A 19,410-nucleotide genomic window follows, 5' to 3' on the forward strand; every position below is an offset into this window, starting at 1 on the left:
CTACTCATTTCAGTTAGAAGCTCCAGAGTCCATTCCATATTCATCCCTTACTGATTCTCACCACATATCAGCTCTCTGAAAAGTTTCGAATATGTACTCTTCTCTTTCATTGCTTTTTCGTTATTTTTTACAGTTTATCACATTTCACTTCCAAACAAACCCGAATTTTCTATTTTATATAGCAGGAATTTCCACTTCAATTGTCTAATATTATATAGGTTTGCAGAAATATTCGAAACAACTTTGGAGGTTTTTTCATGGTAAAATATATATCCATTTTAGGTTCCACAGGATCCATCGGCACATCTGCATTAGATGTCGTTTCAGCTCATCCTGAACATTTCAAAATCGTCGGTTTAACCGCAAATTATAATATCGATCTTCTTGAGCAACAAATCAAAACGTTTCAACCTCGTATTGTAAGCGTTGCAACAAAAGACTTAGCAGACACGCTTCGTACGCGTATTTCAGCGAATACAAAAATCACATACGGAACTGATGGCTTAATTGCGGTAGCTACTCACCCTGATTCAAATCTTGTATTAAGTTCTGTTGTCGGAGTTTCCGGACTACTTCCAACGATTGAAGCATTAAAGGCGAAGAAAGATATTGCCATCGCTAATAAAGAAACGTTAGTTGCAGCTGGACATATCGTAACTGAACTAGCGAAACAAAACGGATGTCGCTTAATTCCAGTAGATAGCGAACATTCAGCTATTTTCCAATGTTTAAACGGAGAAAATAATAAAGAAATTGAGAAATTAATCGTTACAGCTTCTGGCGGTGCATTCCGTGATAAAACACGTGATGAAATGCAAACATTACAAGCAAAAGATGCTTTAAAGCACCCAAACTGGTTAATGGGCGCAAAACTAACGATTGATTCTGCCACATTAATGAATAAAGGGTTCGAAGTAATGGAAGCGAGATGGCTATTTGATATTCCATATGAAAAAATTGATGTAATGATTCATAAAGAAAGTATCATTCATTCTTTAGTAGAATTTATTGATGGATCAGTTATGGCACAGCCCGGTGCTCCTGATATGAGAATGCCGATTCAATATGCGTTTCACTATCCTACTCGGCTACCTTCTTCCTATGAAAAATTAAATTTATTAGAAATCGGTAGTTTACATTTTGAAAAACCAGATTTAGAGAAGTTCCCTTGTCTACAATACGCATATGAATGTGGCAAAATCGGTGGTACTACTCCCGCTGTATTAAATGCAGCAAATGAAATTGCGAATGCACTATTCTTAAAAAATGAAATTGCCTTTTTCGATATTGAAAAAACAATTTACAAAACAGTTGAAGCTCATCATAACGTAAAAGATCCTTCACTAGATGCTATATTAGAAGCGGATCAATGGGCACGCCAATATGCAAATGAATTGTTAATAAAAAAGAGCTAAAACAGATAATACTGTTTTAGCTCTTTTTTCACGTATTCAACTTAACAAATCTATAACCGTGCGTAACTAACACTTTTAATATCGCATATCCTGGAATGGCTAAAATAATGCCCATAATCCCGAATAAGTTTCCGGCAGTTAAAATGATAAAAATGATAGTAATCGGATGAATATCTAACTTTTTACCCATAACTTGCGGAGAAATAAATTTACCTTCTGCTAATTGTACAACCATCATAACGATAATTACTTTTAACACCATTGCTGGCGAGTCGATGAATGCGATAATTAACGCTGGTGTAATCGCGATAATTGGTCCTACGTACGGAACGATATTTACAATCATCGCTAAAATCGCAAGTAATACCGCATATTTAATACCAATAATAAGATAACCAATTAATAGCATAATACCGATAAATAAGCTCACGATAATTTGACCTCTAATATACGAGCTAATCGCATAATGCATATCATCTAGTATTCTCATTGCTGCTGGTTGTCTTTGCTCTGAAATGAACTTTAAGAAGTGATTCGGCAATTGTTCACCATCTTTTAAAAGATAGAACAATATAAATGGAACCATTACAAATGTTAAAACAACCTCTGTAACAGTACTCAAAAATCCAGTTACATTCCCAGTTACTGATGATAATGACTTTGTAAAATCAACTGTATAGTCTTTTACCATATTCGCAACATTAATATTTAAATTCTCCTGAATTTTACCGAGTAAATTACTTTCCCCGAATCTACGTGCTGCTTGTTCAATCTCATGGCCAAAATACGGTAAGTTATCAATTAATGCATCAATTTGATCTTTAATAATAGGGATAACCGTTACAACTAAAAATACAAATAATCCTAGTACGATTAAATATATAGAAGCTATCGATACGATTCTTGAAACACCTTTCTTTTCTAAAAGCGAAACGAATGGATGTAAAATATAGAATAGTACGCCTGCTAATAGTACTGGGAAGAAAATTGTTTTTAAAAATACGATAAACGGTGTAAAAACAAATGATATTTTTGTTAGCAATAAAATATTAATGAACAATAACGCAAATCCAAGTAATACCGCCAAATAATTTTGTTCTCTAAAAAACTTTCTTAACTTATCTCTTTTTCTTATATTTATTTTCTCCAATGAAACCACCTCTTCGAATGATGAAAAGCCCTTATTCAGGGCTCTTCATCATAATCTATATATCTATTTCTTTGCAGCTTTCACTACAAATGATACAATAAAAATTAACACGATTGCACCTAATAATGCTGGCACTACATGAATCCCACCAAATGATGGCCCAAAGGATCCAAATAATCTACCACCTAACGAAGCACCTAATAAACCTGCGATAATATTTCCGAACATACCACCCGGGAAATTTTTACCCGTTATAGAACTAGCAATTGCACCTATAATAGCACCAACTATTAATGTGATAATCCATCCCATTTTTAGCCCTCCATTTCTATTATAGTTTGTATGATTTAATACAAACATATGTATTTATCATTGCTAATCATATTTCACTATAGAAATATATTTACTACTATTTTACATATGGAGATACATATATTATATGCAAAAAAGAAAAATATTGTCAAACTCACCCATAAAGCAATTATATTCATATACCATATTTAAAGGAGGCTTCATTATCTATGATTCTTAAGTTAAATTCCAGTTCTTTTGAAGTAGCAACATCCATTTTACAGGTTCAAATTCCAGCTTATAAAGTTGAAGCAGACTACTTAAATAGCACTGCCATACCTCGTTTATATGATACTGTAAACGATATTCAAAGTTGTGTTGAAACATTCTATGGATATTTTTCTGAAAATAAACTTGTCGGTTTTATTTCTTTTGTACAAGAAGAAAAACTAATCGATATCCACAGGTTAGTTGTATCCCCCGATTTTTTTCAAAAAGGAATCGCAACAAAACTCCTAATTTATATATTTAACATGTTTCCCTCTTCAATGACATACATTGTACAAACAGGTAAAGCGAATACCCCTGCTATTACTTTATATAAAAAACACGGATTCATTACAGTATCAGATACAATACTTCCTGACGGTATGATTCTTGCGCAATTAAAAAAGACAGAATACACAAAATAATTTGACTTGTTCGCTTCTTTATGTTATTTTTTACTTTATAAAACCTTTTGCTGAGTCCAAATTTTGGAGCGGGGGAACCATTTTTGTAGCTATGCTACTTGGGGCGAATCTTTTTTAAGTAGGGAAACTCTCACTTCCCGAGTCCGACAGCTAACCTCGTAAGCGTAATGGGAGAGGAAGGTGCTTTTTGCCTATGTTACACATTTTGCCTCCTTAATTATAAATATGGGATCGATATCAAATAGTCACCTATATTTATAGAAAAGGAGAATGTATTATGTTACGTTTATCTGATCACGCAATTAAAATGATGGAGCAAAGACTTCGAATTGAAAAACAACGCACATATCAAGCAAATAAGGTTGTAGATAACTTACATCACAAATACTTCTTTCAGCATATTTTTCAACCGAAAAGATAAAGAAAATGTTTATTTAATATTAAAAAACACAAGGTGTGTCTTACAAAGACATTCCTTGTGTTTTTTATATTCTTTATAAAATTCTCACTACATTTAAGCTTGCTGTAATCGCACCTGCTATAGTAGTCACATGCCCTACACCTAACGGGCCATTTTGTAATATTAATGTTGAATTGGCACTCGTCACATTCACAAGAAGTGTATTTGAAATGGCTGGTTCGATTACTACAGTTGATGTCGTTACGTTTTGTATAAAACTCCCTGTTAGTTGCGTTCCATTTAATAGCAATCTAACAGATACTGTCTCATTCCCACCATTTGCATCCCCTTGAAAATAGTAGCTTACTAAATATATTCCTGGCGTCGTTACTGTGACTGTCGTAGCACTAGTTAAAGATACACCAGTTCCATATACAGTGGATCCAGAATTAATTGGGATGTTGGCACTTGCTGCAATTGTGCTTGTTGATGTAGAAAAGAAATATCCGCCACCTGTCGATATAGCAGATGATCCTGTTGCTCCAGTTAAGCCTGTTGGACCCGTGGCACCTGTTGGGCCTGTTACTCCTGTTCCCCCTGTCGCTCCTGTTATTCCTTGTATGCCTTGTATTCCGGTCGGTCCAGTTGCACCAGTCAATCCCGTCTGGCCCGTTACTCCTGTTGGACCCGTTATCCCTTGTGGACCTTGGATTCCTTGTGGACCTTGAGGACCCGTTGCTCCCGTCTGGCCGGTTGCTCCCGCCTGCCCCGTTACCCCTTGTGGTCCTTGGATTCCTTGTGGACCTTGAGGACCCGTTGCTCCCGCCTGGCCGGTTGCTCCAGTTGGACCGGTTGCTCCTTGTGGTCCTTGAATTCCTTGTGGACCTTGAGGACCCGTTGCTCCCGCCTGGCCGGTTGGACCGGTTGGACCGGTTGGACCCGCCTGACCAGTTATTCCTTGTAGACCTTGAGGACCGGTTGGACCAGTTGGGCCTTGTGGACCTTGCACGCCTTGTATCCCCTGAATTCCTTGGGGGCCGGTTGGACCAATTGGACCTTGTATTCCCTGAATTCCTTGAGGACCCGTTGCTCCCGCCTGGCCGGTTGGGCCTTGTGGACCTTGCACACCTTGTATTCCTTGAGGACCGGTTGGGCCTATACTTCCTTGTGGTCCCTGAATACCTTGTATTCCTTGAGGACCAGTTGGACCTGTTATGCCACTCGGACCTTGTACGCCTTGCACTCCTTGAGGACCGGTTGGACCACTCGGACCTTGGATTCCTTGTAGCCCCTGTAAACCAGTTGGACCGGTCGCTCCCCTTACTCCTTGCTCACCTTGTATGCCTTGTATCCCTTGAGGGCCGGTTGGACCGATTGGCCCCTGTGCCCCTTGCACTCCTTGTGGACCAGTCGGACCGGTTGCTCCTACCGGTCCCTGGATTCCTTGTAGACCTTGCGGACCAGTCGGACCGGTTACTCCTTGTATCCCTTGTGGACCTTGAATGCCTTGATCACCCGTTGGACCCGTTGCCCCCATTGGTCCCTGTACTCCTTGCAAACCTGTTACACCAGTTGCTCCGGTCGGTCCCTGTATTCCTTGTACCCCTTGAATTCCAGTCGCTCCTGTTGCTCCGGTCGCTCCTGTTGCCCCTGTTGCTCCAGTCGGACCAGTTGGACCCCCTGGTGATCCTGCTGGACCGGTTGGACCAGTTGGACCTCCTGGTGGACCAGTTGGACCGGTTGCTCCAGTCGGGCCAGTTGCAGAACCTGTCGGACCAGTTATCCCAGTGGCTCCTGTTGGGCCAGTTGGGCCGGTTGGACCATTTTCTCCTTGCACCCCTTGCACTCCTTGTATTCCTTGTGGGCCGGTTGGACCGATTGGACCTTGTACGCCTTGTATTCCTTGCGGTCCAGTTGGTCCACCTAAAGCACCAGTTGGACCGGTTGGACCAGTGGGCCCCGTAATACCTGGCGGTGGAAAAGGAATAGGTGCTTGAAACTTACTACACTTATCTTGATTCTTCACAAGCATCTCCCCCGTTATAACTAACGTATCAAACTATTTTTAATACATTTAAACTAGCTGTTATCACACCAGATAATGTCGTTACATGCCCGATAGCTAACGGACCATTTTGTAAAGACAAAGTTGCATTTGAAGAAGTAACTTCAATGACCATCGTATTCGAAACTGCTGGTTCTAATATAAAAGTACCTCCTGTAACATAAAAAATAAAACTCCCTGCGACTTGTATTCCATTTAAAGTAAGCCTCACTGAAATTGTTTCATTTCCGGCAGTTGGATCGCCTTGAAAATAATAGCTTACTAAATAAATTCCCGGCGTACTTAACGTTACAGTTGTTGCATTTGTTAAACTGACATCAGAACCAAAAACTGTAGATCCAGAATTAATTGGTATTAACGCATTCGCTGCAATTATACTCGTTGAAGTAGAAAAGAAATAACCTCCCCCGCTAGGTAAGCCCGTCGCTCCTGTCGCTCCCGCTATTCCCAAGAAACCTATTGAACCTGCACTACCAGTTACTCCTGTCGGTCCCACCACGCCACTTGGGCCCTGACTACCTTGTGCTCCAACTGGGCCTATACTACCACTAGCACCTGTCACCCCACTTGCTCCAATTGGGCCTTGCAACCCTTGAATCCCTTGTATACCTTGTATTCCTTGCGGACCCGTTGCACCTGTATTGCCTGTCGTTCCCGTTATTCCTTGTATTCCCGTAATCCCTTGAACACCTTGCACTCCTTGTAGTCCAGTTGCCCCAGTTGCTCCTGTGGCTCCAGTTTCGCCCGTTGCTCCTGTAATTCCAACATTTCCTTGTGGGCCTTGTGAGCCTTGACTACCTTGCGCTCCTTGGACTCCTTGTGAGCCTGTTATACCGACTTCCCCTGTATTTCCTTGGGGACCTCTAATTCCTTGTGCACCTGTTGGGCCGATAATTCCTTGCACTCCTTGTATTCCTTGCACTCCTTGCGCTCCTGTTGGACCCGTTATTCCTTGTAATCCTTGAGGACCTTGCAAACCAATAGCTCCAGTCGGTCCTATTATTCCTTGCACTCCTTGAGGACCTTGGGCACCTTGTGTACCTGTCAATCCGGTAGTCCCTTGTATCCCTTGAACACCTTGAGGACCTTGTGTTCCAGCTGCTCCTGTTTCCCCTTGAATTCCTTGAACTCCTTGTATACCTTGTGCTCCAGCAGGACCAGTTGCTCCTCGGATTCCTTGTGTTCCTTGAGCTCCTTCCGCTCCTGTAACACCAACTGGACCAGCTATCCCTTGTATTCCCACCATTCCTTGTGCACCTGTTGGACCTATCACACCTTGTATACCTTGAATACCTTTAGGACCTTCTGCACCAGTTGGACCAGTTACTCCCAGCGGACCTTGTATTCCTTGAGAACCTTCTGCACCAGTTGGACCTGTTATACCTTGGTTACCTTGAGGACCTTGTGCTCCTTGTACTCCAACTGCTCCAACTACACCTTGGGAACCTTGCGCTCCCCTTACACCTTGAGAACCTGTTGGACCTGTTATACCTTGCACTCCTTGCGCTCCAATTGGTCCTATCCCTCCGCTTACACCTGTTGAACCGGTCGCACCCGTTGGACCTGTTGGACCTCCTGGTGGACCGGGTGGGCCAGCTGGTCCAGTCACCCCACTAGAAGGGCCAATTGGACCGGTCACTCCCGTCGGACCGCCCGGTGGTCCTTCTGAGCCTTGAGTGCCAATACTACCCGTCGCTCCTGTTATACCTCTTATTCCCTTTATCCCTTGAAAACCTGTTGCTCCCGTTATACCTTGTATTCCTTGCACACCTTGTGGTCCTTGTAAACCTATTACACCTGTTATCCCCTTTATTCCACTTATACCTTGGGCACCTTGCATTCCAGTAGAACCAGTTGGACCCACTTCACCTTGTATTCCTTGAGCTCCTTGTGGGCCTTCTTCTCCAGTAATTCCTTGTATACCTTGGAAGCCGTCTTCCCCTTGTATACCAATAGCCCCTTGCTCTCCTTGTATTCCTTGAACACCTTGAGGGCCTTGTGGACCAGTTATACCCGAGACTCCAGTTATGCCTCTCTCTCCCTGCATTCCTTGTGCCCCTGTTTGTCCTCGCTCACCTATTTCCCCTTGTATTCCTTGTATGCCTTGTATACCTTGACTACCAGCAGGACCCGTAGCTCCTTGTATTCCTTCTAATCCTTGTACTCCAATATCACCAATTAGACCTTGGTTACCAATTAATCCTTGAGCACCTTGGAGACCAGTTGGGCCAGTTATACCTTGCTCTCCTGTATCACCAATAACCCCTTGTATTCCTTGTGCTCCTGTTGTCCCTCGGGGACCTTGTATCCCCCTGATACCTTGAGGACCTTGGGGCCCAGTTGCTCCCGTCGGTCCAGTCACCCCTGTAGGACCAACAGGACCTTCATGCCCTCCAGTTGGACCGATTGGACCACTATTACCTGTCGGACCCGTTGCTCCTAGAAGCGGAAGAGGCAGTGCCACTCCAAATTTTTTGCACTTTCTATGATGACGCACAACAATCCCCCTTCCCCAAAATAATTACACCTTTTATATGAAATGCATTTTTATAAGAAAAGTACACATTTAACCTGAATTTTATTAAAATAAAGAAGCCTATCATTTGTTTGAAATGATAGGCTTCTTTTATAAAAACAGTTTATTTTCTAGCTTTAATAATAAAAGTAGTCGGCACCATTCTAGCTTTATATAAAGAATAATACTTCGTAGACGGCTCAGCTAGTTCTCCATCAAACGAGCTTGATGGTTCAGGCTCTTCTATTCTCTCAATTTTAAATCCCGCTCTATTTAACTCATTTATGTATGTACTTATTTTTCTCTTATATAATGTCGCTTGTACATTTTCTCCTTTAAATGTTTCAAACGTAATGGGCGTTTCCTCATGATAAGAAGACTTTATAGCAACTTCTTCTGTACCATACTGTAAGTTTGAATATATGGGATGCTCCCAGCTAAAAATAAAACTTCCTCCTGGCTTTACATACGAATAAATCAATTCCAACGTTTTTCTTAAATCCGAAGTCCAGCCTAATGCATAAATGGAGTATACAATATCAAAATAATCTTTCGGTATATCCCCTTCTTCTTCCATTGCTCCACATATTAACTTTGGATTCCAACTCTTTAACGTTTCATTCGCTATTTTAATTTGTTCACTTGAAAGATCCAGGCCCCATACTTCCTCTGCTCGATGTTCCCCCATATATTTCAGCGAATGCCCACTTCCACATCCAATATCAAGTACCTTTTTATCTTTAATTGAATCGAACAAATGAATCTCATCTTCAGACGCCGTATAAGGACCATATTTCGGTAAACAATCCACTTGAAAGAAATAAGGTGCAACTGTATCCCAACACTTTTTATTTAAAGCTAACATTTGTGTACCTTTCATATGCTACATTCCCCCATCCATTTTCTTCCCCACTATTAATTACACATCATAACCCGTTCTTCCTTTTCTCTTCGCTCGGTAATTTTTCACTTTTGCAATTGTACCGCACGCTCTTCCTCCTTCTTCTCCAGCATACATACCGCACCATCTTTTACTTCCATTACGCGAATGATCATAAAATACCCAGCGGCAATCTGGACATGCTTTTAACCTTCCCCACACATTTTCTTGAATTGACATTAACACAATGCTTAACACTTTTGTATACACATTCTCTTCATATACTGGTTCATATGTAATACCTTTCATATCATCCTTTATATGTACATGAAATGGGTATTTCTCTAACCACTTTTGCAATGATTCTCCGCCTTCAATTGTCATCCGAATATCTTCTCGAAAACCTCTTAATTCCTCTATCGTATGAAATGGAAACTCTTCATCAAAATATTCTTTCATAAAGAGCTTTATATCTTCTTTTGTTTGCAGCAAATCAATTGGCTCTCTCGTATCGTTTGGTATTCTCCATGTATTTAAAAATTCCCGAATATATTCTAGTTCATTTGGAGCGTTTTGATTCAATTCGATCCACCTTCTTCTTAAAATTTACTTTTTTCTGACTTTATGTATAATTATAGTATAAAATAGTTAACCATCAAATAATTTTACTGGTTACATAATTAGGAGGATTTCTATGAAAGGTTTCTCAACACCGATACGTTTCATGCTTATTTCTTCATTTTTTATGTCTTTTGGGTATTTTGCAGTATACGCATTTTTAGCTATTTATCTATTAACCTTTCTTCATTTTTCTGCTGTCCAAGTAGGAACAGTGTTGACGATTATGACAATTACATCACGAGTTATCCCATTATTCTCAGGGTTAATTGCTGACAAAATAGGCTATATCATTATGATGATAGCCGGATTATTTTTAAGAGGAGTCGGATTTATCGCTTTAGGAATATGCTCTGATTTCTATACAATTTCTATTTCTTCTGCACTTATTGGCTTCGGAACTGCATTTTACGAACCTGCCGCTCGCGCTATATTTGGCTCACAGCCAGCTCATTTGAGAAAAAATTTATTTACATATTTAAACCTTAGCTTTAATTGCGGTGCAATAATCGGACCAATTGCAGGAGGATTCTTACTCTTACTCGATCCACTCTACGCTTTCTCTCTAACAGGATCTCTTATGCTGTTATTTGCTTTTATTTTTTACTTACTTAAAAATCACTTCCAAGTCACTACTGAAAACACGTCTATTACATTAGGAATACAGGTCATCTTACAAAACAAATCTTTCCTTCTGTTTTCCTTTATCATGATTTTCTTCTATATTATGTTTACTCAGCTTACTGTCGCACTTCCACTTCATATGAAAAACATTAGTAATAGCAATCAACTTGCTACACTCGTTATTACGATAAATGCGATAACAGGCGTCATATTTATGGTATTATTCCGAAAATTATTCCACAAATACAACACACTTTCGATTATTAAATACGGTGTTTTATTAATGAGTATTTCCTTTTTACTCATTCCTTTATTTCAACACCCATATTGGCTCTTTATTTGTGTAATTTTATTTACAATCGGTGAAACACTCGTATTACCTAACGCTGATATCGCTATTGCAAATTACAGTAATGAATCATATACAGCCACTTTCTTCGGATTTTATCAACTATCACTCGCATTTGGTTTTATCATTGGTAATTATACCGGTACATCTTTTACATCCAACTTAAGCAGAATGTATACACCATGGCTTATTTTTGGCGGAATAGGACTTATTGGTTTTATTTCACTACATATTTTGAATATAAAAAAAGTGGCCTCTAAAGAGGATATACACCTATGTAATACAAGCGACCTATAACGAAAAAGATTCGACCATCATATGTGACAGTCGAATCTTTTTATTTTTCATATTCAAGGTGATTATGTCTTTTACAACCAAATAAATAGCAAGCCCCTATATGATCAGTTTCAAACTCTAATCCTGGAACGTATCCAGATTTGATACGTTCTACCATTGTTTTATAACAATTATTCTCTTCTGTATATTCCTCAATTAACTCTTTCTTATCATTTTCTGTCCAGTTTTCTTCTACTTCTTCACTCTGAACATCTTCTATTTCTGCTGTTTTCGCTTCGATAGATTCCCGTATAACTTCATTTATACGGGAGAAATTATTCGTTTTATATAGAGCATACACAAATCTACCAATCCAATTAGGACTTTTCCAGCATTCTTTATATCCCTTTTCGAACCATTCAATTGCTTCTTTATAGCAATTCAATTCAACATATAAATCTGCTACATTAATTTCCCCTAAAAAATTATCAGATTCCCTGTTAAAAGTATCTAACTTCTCTTTTGCTTCTGTCGTTCGTTCTAAATCAATTAAACATTTTACATAGCTATACATGATATAGTCCGAATCCCCTGCAACTCGTAAAAAAAATTCCGAAGCTTTTTCCAGCTCTCCAAGGTTATAATGAGCTACAGCTACATTATGATATGCTTCATCCGATGGTTGAATCGAAATAGATTTTGTAATACTTCTTTCGCTTCTGTCCATTTTTCTTGTTTCATGTAAATGTCCCCTAAGATGTTATAAGGAAAGTATGAAGAAGGATTCAACTTAACAACTTCTCTTATTAATTCAAGAGCTTTATCATCATTCTCTTCCTCATAGAAGTACATCCAAGCAAGATTATTGAGAGATTGTACGTCTCTAGATTCATGTACTGCTTGTTGAAACAGTTCCATTGCTTCCTCATATTTATTTTGTTCAAACATTTCAATTGCCTTCTCGTTAATGTTCAAATAACTACCTCCGAAGTGAATAAATTCATCTACGCTTTATCATTATTTTAAGATGTAAAAATTGAAATTTCTATAAAAAATTTCTTTATCCTGTCTACATTTCGATTGAAATAGAAGCTAAAACACACGAATTTACAACAATGAGTAAATTTTTCAATCTCCCTTAAATTGGATATACATCCTGTTTTATTTTACATATTATGGTACAATCAAAAGGGTACTAACTAAACATTTACGCTCCACACTAGTAATCTAGCAATACCAAAATCAAAATTCACATGGAATTGAGGGATGTTATGAAACAGAAATTAGCTGTTCTTCTATTCACTGGAATCATATTATCAGGATGTTCAACTATAGCAGAGAATTCTTTAGAAAGCGGGAAAGGCAGTATGGAATTATTAACACCAACGATCACAACAAAAGATAATGAATTAGAAATTAAAACTAAAGGCATTGATGAAAATAAAGTAACTTTTATTTATGTTGCTAATAAAAAAGTGTTGGAACAAAAGCTAAAGAATGGTGAATCCTACAAGCTTAACATTAAAGATATCGAACACGCTCATAGGACGGACTACAAACCAAAAGTTCAACTTTTGCAAACGAAAGATGATAATGATGATGGAGAAATGGTAACCTTTAAACAAGTTCGATATACAGTTAAGAAAAACTAATTTTATAGTTATTTCATTATAAATGTAACGAACGAAAATATCCTTTTAACAGAGTAGAAATGTAAGGGGTGCTAACATGAAAAAACGATGGATTTCTTGGTGGATTGGTAACATATTTTGGATTATCGTTTTTGGAATATGGGCCGCTATTATTTGGCTACGAGATGTTGATGGGGCTGGTGTTATTCAAACACCTGAAATTAAATCAATATCACTTATCGTTTTATTAATTGCGTTTATCATACCGGTATTTTTTCAAATTATATGGCTAATCATTAATTTGAGAATGAGTAAAAAAAATAATTATACGATTTAGTTTTTTTGAATTAATAGATGAATATTTTTCATAAAAAAAGAGAGAAATCTACATCAAAATAGATTCCTCTCTTTTACATTTGGACTTATACTGCACTTTTACTGCAGCACTACTCCTCTTTTTTTACGATGCATGTTCATCTTTCTTTTTCATTAACGCTCTTTTCTTCATCGCCTTCGTTAAATATCCACCTTTAAACGAGCGAATTTCATACGAAGACATAAACGCTTTCGGTGCAATTTCATTAATGATTTCTAAAAGCTCTTTCTCTCTAGAACGCTTTGCAACGATATCTAAGCGATAACGTATAGAATTAATACCTTCGCCTTCAAATACTGTAACACCAAATCCAGAGTGACGTAATTCATCTACTAATTCATTACAACGGTCTAGTAAACTAACTTGATACGTAATATAACCAATTGCTAATTTATTCTCTATATAACCGCCTAATAACAGTCCCGCACTAAAGCCAATGACATAGGCAACGATGTTCATCCAATTTGATAAATCTTGAAACACAATACCTAAACTGACAATGTAAATAGCTCCTTCTAACAATCCAACACCAGCAGCGGATCTTGTTTGATTCTTTACAAGCAAAATCGTACGGATTGTTAAAATGGGAACGTAAATAATTTGAAGCACAAAAATAAGTAGCGCTTGTAACATTGGTATCCACCTCTTTCAAAAAGTCTTTTGTCATAATAACATACATAACCTTTAGAAATCGATGGGTTTTTTAAAAAATTTTTATTATTTTTCATAGTATTGAAAAACACAAAAAAGAAGCGTATTATATTTGTCGTTAATTTGGTTACTTGTATCAAATTACTAAAATAAAAAAGGAACCCGATTAGGTCCCTTTCATCATAGCTCTATGTTTTTCGAAGCATGTTCCCTTTGCTTCTCTTCTTCTTTCACTAACTGCATATTTGCATACGCTAAATTTGCAATCATTAAAAAGTGACCACCTAAAATACCTGTACCGAATGCCCACATTTCCATTTCATGCTCAATTTCATACATGATGATAGCTCCTAAAATAGCAGCTGCAAATCGGTTTAAAACTCCTAATCCAGGAGCCTTTTCCTTCATTACGATACTTTTTCCGAGTTTCTCCACTCTGCGAGCTAATAACCAAAGACAATAGGCGCTTACTGCTAATCCAATACCGAACCCTGTCACTTGTTTTCCAAACGGAGTAATCGTCCACATAAGTAGTAAACCACTAAAGATCACATACAATTGTAATCGATATACACGTAAGGCTTCTTGAATCAAAATATCCGCTCCTAAGTTCTCATTTTTTGTACTTTAGAAGAAAAGCAGCAACTTACACAGTTGCTGCTTTCTCTTCTTCTTGTTCTTGTTCCATCTTACGAATTTCAACACGTTTAATTTGGTAAGCGTCTTTTTCTAACACTTTAAATTCATAACCTTCCGCGTCAACATGTTGTCCTTCTTCGATTTCATGATTTTGCATCATAATCCATCCACCGATTGTATCCACATCATCTTCTTCGATGTGTAATCCAAATAAATCTTTCACTTCTGAAATAAGCACTTTTCCATCAACAATGATATGTTGCTCGTTCACATGTTGAATTGGCGGTGCCTCATCTTCATCATATTCGTCACGAATTTCGCCGACGATTTCCTCCAAGATATCTTCAAGCGTTACAATTCCGGCTGTTCCTCCGTACTCATCATATAAAACAGCCATCGGAATTCGCTTCTTCTGCATTTGAAGTAATAAATCGTGAATTGGAGTCGTTTCCATCACTTCAATAATCGGACGCATATACGAGCGAATAGATGATAAATCTTTTTGATCCTCGGTCATATATCGAATAAAGAAATCTTTTACGTTGACCATACCGATAATATCATCTTTATCTTCTCCAAAAATCGGATAACGTGTGTATCGCTCATTTTGGATTACTTTCATGTGTTCTTCTACTGAATCTTCCAGGTAGAAACCAACGATTTCTGTTCGCGGTACCATAATCTCTTTTGCAATACGATTATCAAATTCAAAAATGTTATTTACATACTTGTATTCAGCTTGATTAATTTCGCCACTTTCATAGCTATCTGAAAGGATAAGACGTAATTCTTCTTCTGTATGAGCTACTTCATGTTCTGAAGCTGGCTTTAAACCGAATAAACCAGTTATCACACGAGCTGAACCGTTCAATACCCAAATAAATGGATACATTACTTTATAGAACATCATTAATGGACCTGCCAATAATAACGTTACCCTTTCAGCCTTTTGAATTGCCATCGTTTTCGGAGCTAATTCCCCTACTACAACGTGTAAATACGTCATAATCATAAAAGCAAGCCCAAATGTTAATACTGATGAAATAGAAGGATTTAAGTTCCATTTCTCAAATAACGGGTGTAATAACTTTTCAATTGTCGGTTCACCTAACCAACCTAATCCCATAGCTGTAACTGTAATACCTAATTGACAAGCAGATAAATATTCATCTAAATTTGTTGTTACCTTTTTCGCTGCTAAAGCACCGCGTTTTCCTTCCGCAACAAGCTGATCGATACGGCTTGAACGTATCTTTACAATCGCAAACTCTGCTGCTACGAAAAATCCAGTAAATGCGATTAAAATCGCAACCATGACTAAATTAAATATTTCCAATGAATCCCCTTAGTTAAAAAACTAAGGTGTCCACCTCCTGTATACTATAATGTTTTCTTATTTGTTTGTTAGAAAACATAGCCCGATACAAAAATTAAAGAGGTCGGATTTCACTTACTCTATAATAATAGAGCAAGTGTCTGTATTAAAGCTGTCGTTTGACCAGATAAAGATTTCGATATTTTTTCACGTTGTGAATCAGTCAATCCATCTAAAAGCGGCTTTAACTCAGTAAGCTCCACTTCTAATTGATGAATATGGTCTGTCACTTCATTCACTTGTTTCGAAACGTGTTCATTGATACCGAGCAGCTTCTTCTTCTCCTCGATTTTCTCTTTAATCTCACAAAGCGGCATATGCATTTCTTTGCACTTCTCAATAAATTGTAATGTCTCAAATGCTGTTTCGTCGTAATAGCGATAATTAGATTGAGATCGCTCCGCTTTTAAGATACCTAGATTCGTATAATAATCAATCGTTCGTTTCGACACGTGAGCCATGAGAGCCAACTGTCCGATTCGATACACCTTCCCAACGATCTTCCCCCCTTGTTTATATTACTTACATCATACAACACATAAACTGTACAGTCAAACGTGACGGTTTATTATTCACAATTTATACAAAATTCCAATCTCCTCCTATGATGATTCAATACGAGTAATCTACACTTATACAATAAAATTACTAAACTACTACCTAATCACTACATTGTCTGCCACTTTTAACCTTTCTTATTTAAAAGCATATCCTACTAATAATGATTGCTTGTATAGGAGGGAATTAATATGAAAAAGACAATCATTTCTCATTTTTATAATGAAGAATACCTACTTCCATGGTGGCTTATGCATCACACGAAAATATTCGATCACGGCATTTTAATTAATAGAGGGTCTACAGATCGTTCCGTAGAGATTTGTAAACTATTAGCACCCCACTGGGAAGTACGAAATTCAAGATTTCTTGAGTTTGATCCAACTAATACTGATATTGAAGTGATGGAAATTGAAAGAGAAGTTTCAGGTTGGAAAATCGTTTTAAATACTACTGAATTCTTTTGTTGTAATAATACTGAAGAATTTTTTTCATCTCTTCATACACTAGGCCAAAACATGTATGCGATTAGAATGATTTTAATGATAGATAATCATAATTATAATTATTCAAAGCCTAGATATTCTATCCCCTTAGTAGAACAGCGATACCACGGTGTCTTCCCTTATAACCCAAATCTCGGATGTGCTTGGAGATTTATTCACAATCATCTAGACGGTGCATATTTACCTGGTAGACATCATTCGCGGCACGGATATATAATTTATGACTATCCTTCATTTATTTTAAAATTTTATTTTAGCCCTTGGAATGAACAATCAAAGGCAAGAAAATTACAAATTACACCTACCCTTTCAAAAAGGGGTGTTCAAATGGGACTTCAAACACATTACGGTCAATCTCCTGAAGTACTGGACATACGTTTTTTAGAGCTTAGTAACCTAACACAAGACCTCCGTCATAACCCTGAATATCAAAAATTATTTCCAAAATTCAAACCGTAATATTTTCTGCATCGTCATCACCTCAAACATTTTCATTCACTTAATCAAAAACAATCTCATTTGCATAAAATATGAATACTGTATAAATAATAAATTTTTATTTTAGGAGGAAAAAATGAAAGCTGTTATTCTTGCTGGTGGGTACGGTACAAGAATTGGGGAAGAAACACATTTAAAACCGAAACCTATGATTGAAATTGGAACAAAACCCATTCTATGGCACATTATGAGTTTGTATAGTCATTACGGGATTACTGAGTTTATTATTTGCTTAGGCTATAAAGGATATGCAATTAAAGAGTTCTTTCTAAATTACAACTTACACATGTCTGATTTCACAATACAGTTAAACGATAATACAATTACTACCCATTCTCATCGTGTAGAACCATGGAAAGTTACACTAATCGATACTGGTGTAAATACCGAAACGGGTGGCCGAGTGAAAAAGATTCAAAATTATGTCGGAGACGAACCTTTCTGCCTCACTTATGGTGATGGATTAAGTAATGTAAATATAAAAGAACTTATTACATTCCATAAAAAACATGGAAAAATGGCTACTGTTACTGCCGTACAACCTCCTGGTAGATTCGGTTCTCTCATATTAGATAAACAGTCTGTAACATCTTTTCAAGAAAAACCATTAGGTGATGGCGGATGGGTTAACGGTGGATTTTTCATTTTAAATCCTGAAGTTTTCAATTACATTAGTGGAGATAAGTCTGTTTTTGAAACAGACTCTTTAGTTCAGTTAGTAAATAAAAATGAATTGGCCGCATATCAACATTCTGGTTTTTGGCATCCGATGGATACATTGCGCGATAAAAATAAATTAGTCGAGCTATGGGAAAGTAATAACGCTCCGTGGAAGGTTTGGTAATATGGCTTCATCATCTTTTTGGAATAAGAAAAAAGTATTTATTACGGGACATACTGGATTTAAAGGCTCCTGGCTCACCCTTTTCTTAAGTTCTTTAGGTGCAGAAGTAGTAGGCTTTTCTTCTCATCCCCCATCCATTCCTAACATTTTTGAACAAGGTAACGTAGCAAAAGAGTGCACGACAATGAAAGGCAATATTACAGATTACCATTCTTTATTTCATGCCATGAAGCAGCATAAACCTGACATAATATTTCATTTAGCAGCTCAGCCAATCGTAACCGCTTCATACAAAAACCCTATCGATACATTCAAAACGAATGTTTTAGGTACTGTTCACGTGCTAGAAGCAGCAAAGTCCGTCGAAAGCGTACGTGCCATTATTAATGTGACAAGCGATAAATGTTATGAGAATGACGGTAGTGGCGACCGAGCGTTCGTGGAAAATGACCGACTAGGAGGTTTCGACCCTTATAGCGCTAGTAAAGCTTGCGCTGAAATAGTGGCAACATCCTATCAAAAATCATTCTTCCGCACTAATACCCAGAAACTCGCCTCAGTCAGAGCTGGTAACGTCATCGGCGGTGGTGATTGGGCAGAAGATCGATTATTCCCTGATATCATTCGGGCATATTTGCACAATCATACTTTGTGTATTCGAAACAAATATGCCGTCCGTCCGTGGCAACATGTTTTAGATCCTCTACATGGCTATATCCTTTTAGCTGAGAAACTTTGGAATGATGCTAAATATGCAGAAGCGTGGAATTTCGGCCCAATGAATGAACCTAACAGAACCGTTCATGATGTCATTGAATCTGTAATAAAATTATGGAATAACCCACTAACAATCATTTCCTCCTCTACAAATACTCCTTATGAATCACCTGTTTTAACACTCGATAGTACAAAAGCAGTAAACAAACTCGGCTGGACTCCTAAGTTATCAACAGATGATTCTATCGCTTGGACTGTTGATTGGTACAAAAAATATGCATCTGGTGAAAATATAGAATCTTTCACACGACAACAAATCGATGCATTCAAAAATTTATAA

At 37.8% G+C, this 19,410-nt stretch carries 19 protein-coding genes, 1 pseudogene, 1 riboswitch and 1 other annotated feature (1 of these 22 running past the window's edge); of the genes and pseudogenes, 9 read left to right on the forward strand and 11 right to left on the reverse strand.

Annotated elements, in window-relative coordinates; genetic code table 11:
* Positions 1-119: a binding site (T-box leader), on the reverse strand; it reaches 89 nt to the left of the window's first position.
* 138 nt (positions 120-257) lie between these two features.
* Entirely contained in the window at positions 258-1,415 is a 1,158-nt protein-coding gene (locus DN407_RS16205) for a 1-deoxy-D-xylulose-5-phosphate reductoisomerase (protein ID WP_149216477.1), read from the forward strand.
* A 28-nt stretch (positions 1,416-1,443) separates the two neighbouring features.
* Here DN407_RS16205 and DN407_RS16210 read toward each other — a convergent pair whose 3' ends face one another.
* Together DN407_RS16210 and DN407_RS16215 are read right to left on the reverse strand one after the other, a co-directional pair.
* On the reverse strand, positions 1,444-2,565 hold the full coding sequence (locus tag DN407_RS16210; RefSeq protein WP_000411481.1) for an AI-2E family transporter: 1,122 nt from the start codon (positions 2,563-2,565) through the stop codon (positions 1,444-1,446).
* 63 nt (positions 2,566-2,628) lie between these two features.
* Positions 2,629-2,877, reverse strand: a complete 249-nt coding sequence (locus tag DN407_RS16215) for a GlsB/YeaQ/YmgE family stress response membrane protein (protein ID WP_000539730.1) — start codon at positions 2,875-2,877, stop codon at positions 2,629-2,631.
* Positions 2,878-3,086: 209 nt separating this feature from the next.
* Here DN407_RS16215 and DN407_RS16220 point away from each other — a divergent pair, with 209 nt between their 5' ends.
* Together DN407_RS16220 and DN407_RS31670 are read left to right on the forward strand one after the other, a co-directional pair.
* Positions 3,087-3,548 (forward strand): GNAT family N-acetyltransferase, encoded by a 462-nt coding sequence (locus tag DN407_RS16220; protein ID WP_030026548.1) that lies wholly within the window; start codon positions 3,087-3,089, stop codon positions 3,546-3,548.
* A 38-nt stretch (positions 3,549-3,586) separates the two neighbouring features.
* Positions 3,587-3,729, forward strand: a riboswitch (cyclic di-AMP (ydaO/yuaA leader).
* A gap of 96 nt (positions 3,730-3,825) precedes the next feature.
* Positions 3,826-3,969, forward strand: coding sequence for a hypothetical protein (locus DN407_RS31670; protein WP_000945243.1), 144 nt, complete (start codon positions 3,826-3,828; stop codon positions 3,967-3,969).
* Between the two features lie 73 nt (positions 3,970-4,042).
* Here the strand turns inward: DN407_RS31670 and DN407_RS16225 are convergent, their stop codons facing one another.
* The 4 genes from DN407_RS16225 to DN407_RS16240 all read right to left on the reverse strand — a co-directional run bounded on the left by DN407_RS16225 (position 4,043) and on the right by DN407_RS16240 (position 9,990).
* Positions 4,043-5,980 (reverse strand): collagen-like protein, encoded by a 1,938-nt coding sequence (locus DN407_RS16225; protein ID WP_149216478.1) that lies wholly within the window; start codon positions 5,978-5,980, stop codon positions 4,043-4,045.
* A gap of 22 nt (positions 5,981-6,002) precedes the next feature.
* Positions 6,003-8,510, reverse strand: a complete 2,508-nt coding sequence (locus tag DN407_RS16230; RefSeq protein ID WP_149216479.1) for a collagen-like protein — start codon at positions 8,508-8,510, stop codon at positions 6,003-6,005.
* A 142-nt stretch (positions 8,511-8,652) separates the two neighbouring features.
* Positions 8,653-9,408: a class I SAM-dependent methyltransferase gene (locus tag DN407_RS16235; RefSeq protein WP_098286357.1), complete on the reverse strand. Its 756-nt coding sequence runs from the start codon at positions 9,406-9,408 to the stop codon at positions 8,653-8,655.
* Between the two features lie 39 nt (positions 9,409-9,447).
* Complete coding sequence (locus DN407_RS16240) at positions 9,448-9,990, reverse strand: CGNR zinc finger domain-containing protein (protein WP_048568364.1); 543 nt, start codon at positions 9,988-9,990, stop codon at positions 9,448-9,450.
* Positions 9,991-10,102: 112 nt separating this feature from the next.
* Between DN407_RS16240 and DN407_RS16245 the strand changes: the two genes are divergently transcribed.
* Entirely contained in the window at positions 10,103-11,296 is a 1,194-nt protein-coding gene (locus DN407_RS16245; RefSeq protein ID WP_000675760.1) for an MDR family MFS transporter, read from the forward strand.
* A 40-nt stretch (positions 11,297-11,336) separates the two neighbouring features.
* Here the strand turns inward: DN407_RS16245 and DN407_RS16250 are convergent.
* Positions 11,337-12,250, reverse strand: a pseudogene (locus tag DN407_RS16250) (tetratricopeptide repeat protein).
* Between the two features lie 296 nt (positions 12,251-12,546).
* Here DN407_RS16250 and DN407_RS16255 point away from each other — a divergent pair.
* A complete protein-coding gene (locus DN407_RS16255; RefSeq protein ID WP_140160688.1) occupies positions 12,547-12,927 on the forward strand; it encodes a hypothetical protein in 381 nt (126 codons plus the stop codon).
* A 76-nt stretch (positions 12,928-13,003) separates the two neighbouring features.
* Positions 13,004-13,243: a DUF3923 family protein gene (locus tag DN407_RS16260; protein WP_000747679.1), complete on the forward strand. Its 240-nt coding sequence runs from the start codon at positions 13,004-13,006 to the stop codon at positions 13,241-13,243.
* 123 nt (positions 13,244-13,366) lie between these two features.
* Here the strand turns inward: DN407_RS16260 and DN407_RS16265 are convergent, their stop codons facing one another.
* The 4 genes from DN407_RS16265 to DN407_RS16280 form a co-directional block, all read right to left on the reverse strand.
* Positions 13,367-13,915 (reverse strand): DUF2179 domain-containing protein, encoded by a 549-nt coding sequence (locus tag DN407_RS16265; RefSeq protein WP_000938438.1) that lies wholly within the window; start codon positions 13,913-13,915, stop codon positions 13,367-13,369.
* A 198-nt stretch (positions 13,916-14,113) separates the two neighbouring features.
* Positions 14,114-14,527 (reverse strand): ATP synthase subunit I, encoded by a 414-nt coding sequence (locus DN407_RS16270; protein WP_000613876.1) that lies wholly within the window; start codon positions 14,525-14,527, stop codon positions 14,114-14,116.
* 52 nt (positions 14,528-14,579) lie between these two features.
* Positions 14,580-15,908 carry a hemolysin family protein gene (locus DN407_RS16275; RefSeq protein ID WP_000402256.1) on the reverse strand — a complete coding sequence of 443 codons (1,329 nt, stop codon included), beginning with the start codon at positions 15,906-15,908 and terminating at the stop codon, positions 14,580-14,582.
* Between the two features lie 119 nt (positions 15,909-16,027).
* Positions 16,028-16,435 (reverse strand): MerR family transcriptional regulator, encoded by a 408-nt coding sequence (locus DN407_RS16280; RefSeq protein WP_000285635.1) that lies wholly within the window; start codon positions 16,433-16,435, stop codon positions 16,028-16,030.
* Positions 16,436-16,696: 261 nt separating this feature from the next.
* Here DN407_RS16280 and DN407_RS16285 point away from each other — a divergent pair, with 261 nt between their 5' ends.
* The 3 genes from DN407_RS16285 (at position 16,697) to rfbG (ending at position 19,410) form a co-directional block, all read left to right on the forward strand.
* Positions 16,697-17,470: a glycosyltransferase family 2 protein gene (locus DN407_RS16285; protein WP_000750974.1), complete on the forward strand. Its 774-nt coding sequence runs from the start codon at positions 16,697-16,699 to the stop codon at positions 17,468-17,470.
* A 115-nt stretch (positions 17,471-17,585) separates the two neighbouring features.
* Positions 17,586-18,353: a glucose-1-phosphate cytidylyltransferase gene (gene rfbF / locus DN407_RS16290; RefSeq protein ID WP_000648809.1), complete on the forward strand. Its 768-nt coding sequence runs from the start codon at positions 17,586-17,588 to the stop codon at positions 18,351-18,353.
* Between the two features lies 1 nt (position 18,354).
* Complete coding sequence (gene rfbG / locus DN407_RS16295) at positions 18,355-19,410, forward strand: CDP-glucose 4,6-dehydratase (RefSeq protein ID WP_061655948.1); 1,056 nt, start codon at positions 18,355-18,357, stop codon at positions 19,408-19,410.

The organism is Bacillus sp. JAS24-2, from assembly GCF_008274905.1.
Taxonomy (GTDB): Bacteria; Bacillota; Bacilli; order Bacillales; family Bacillaceae_G; genus Bacillus_A; species Bacillus_A cereus.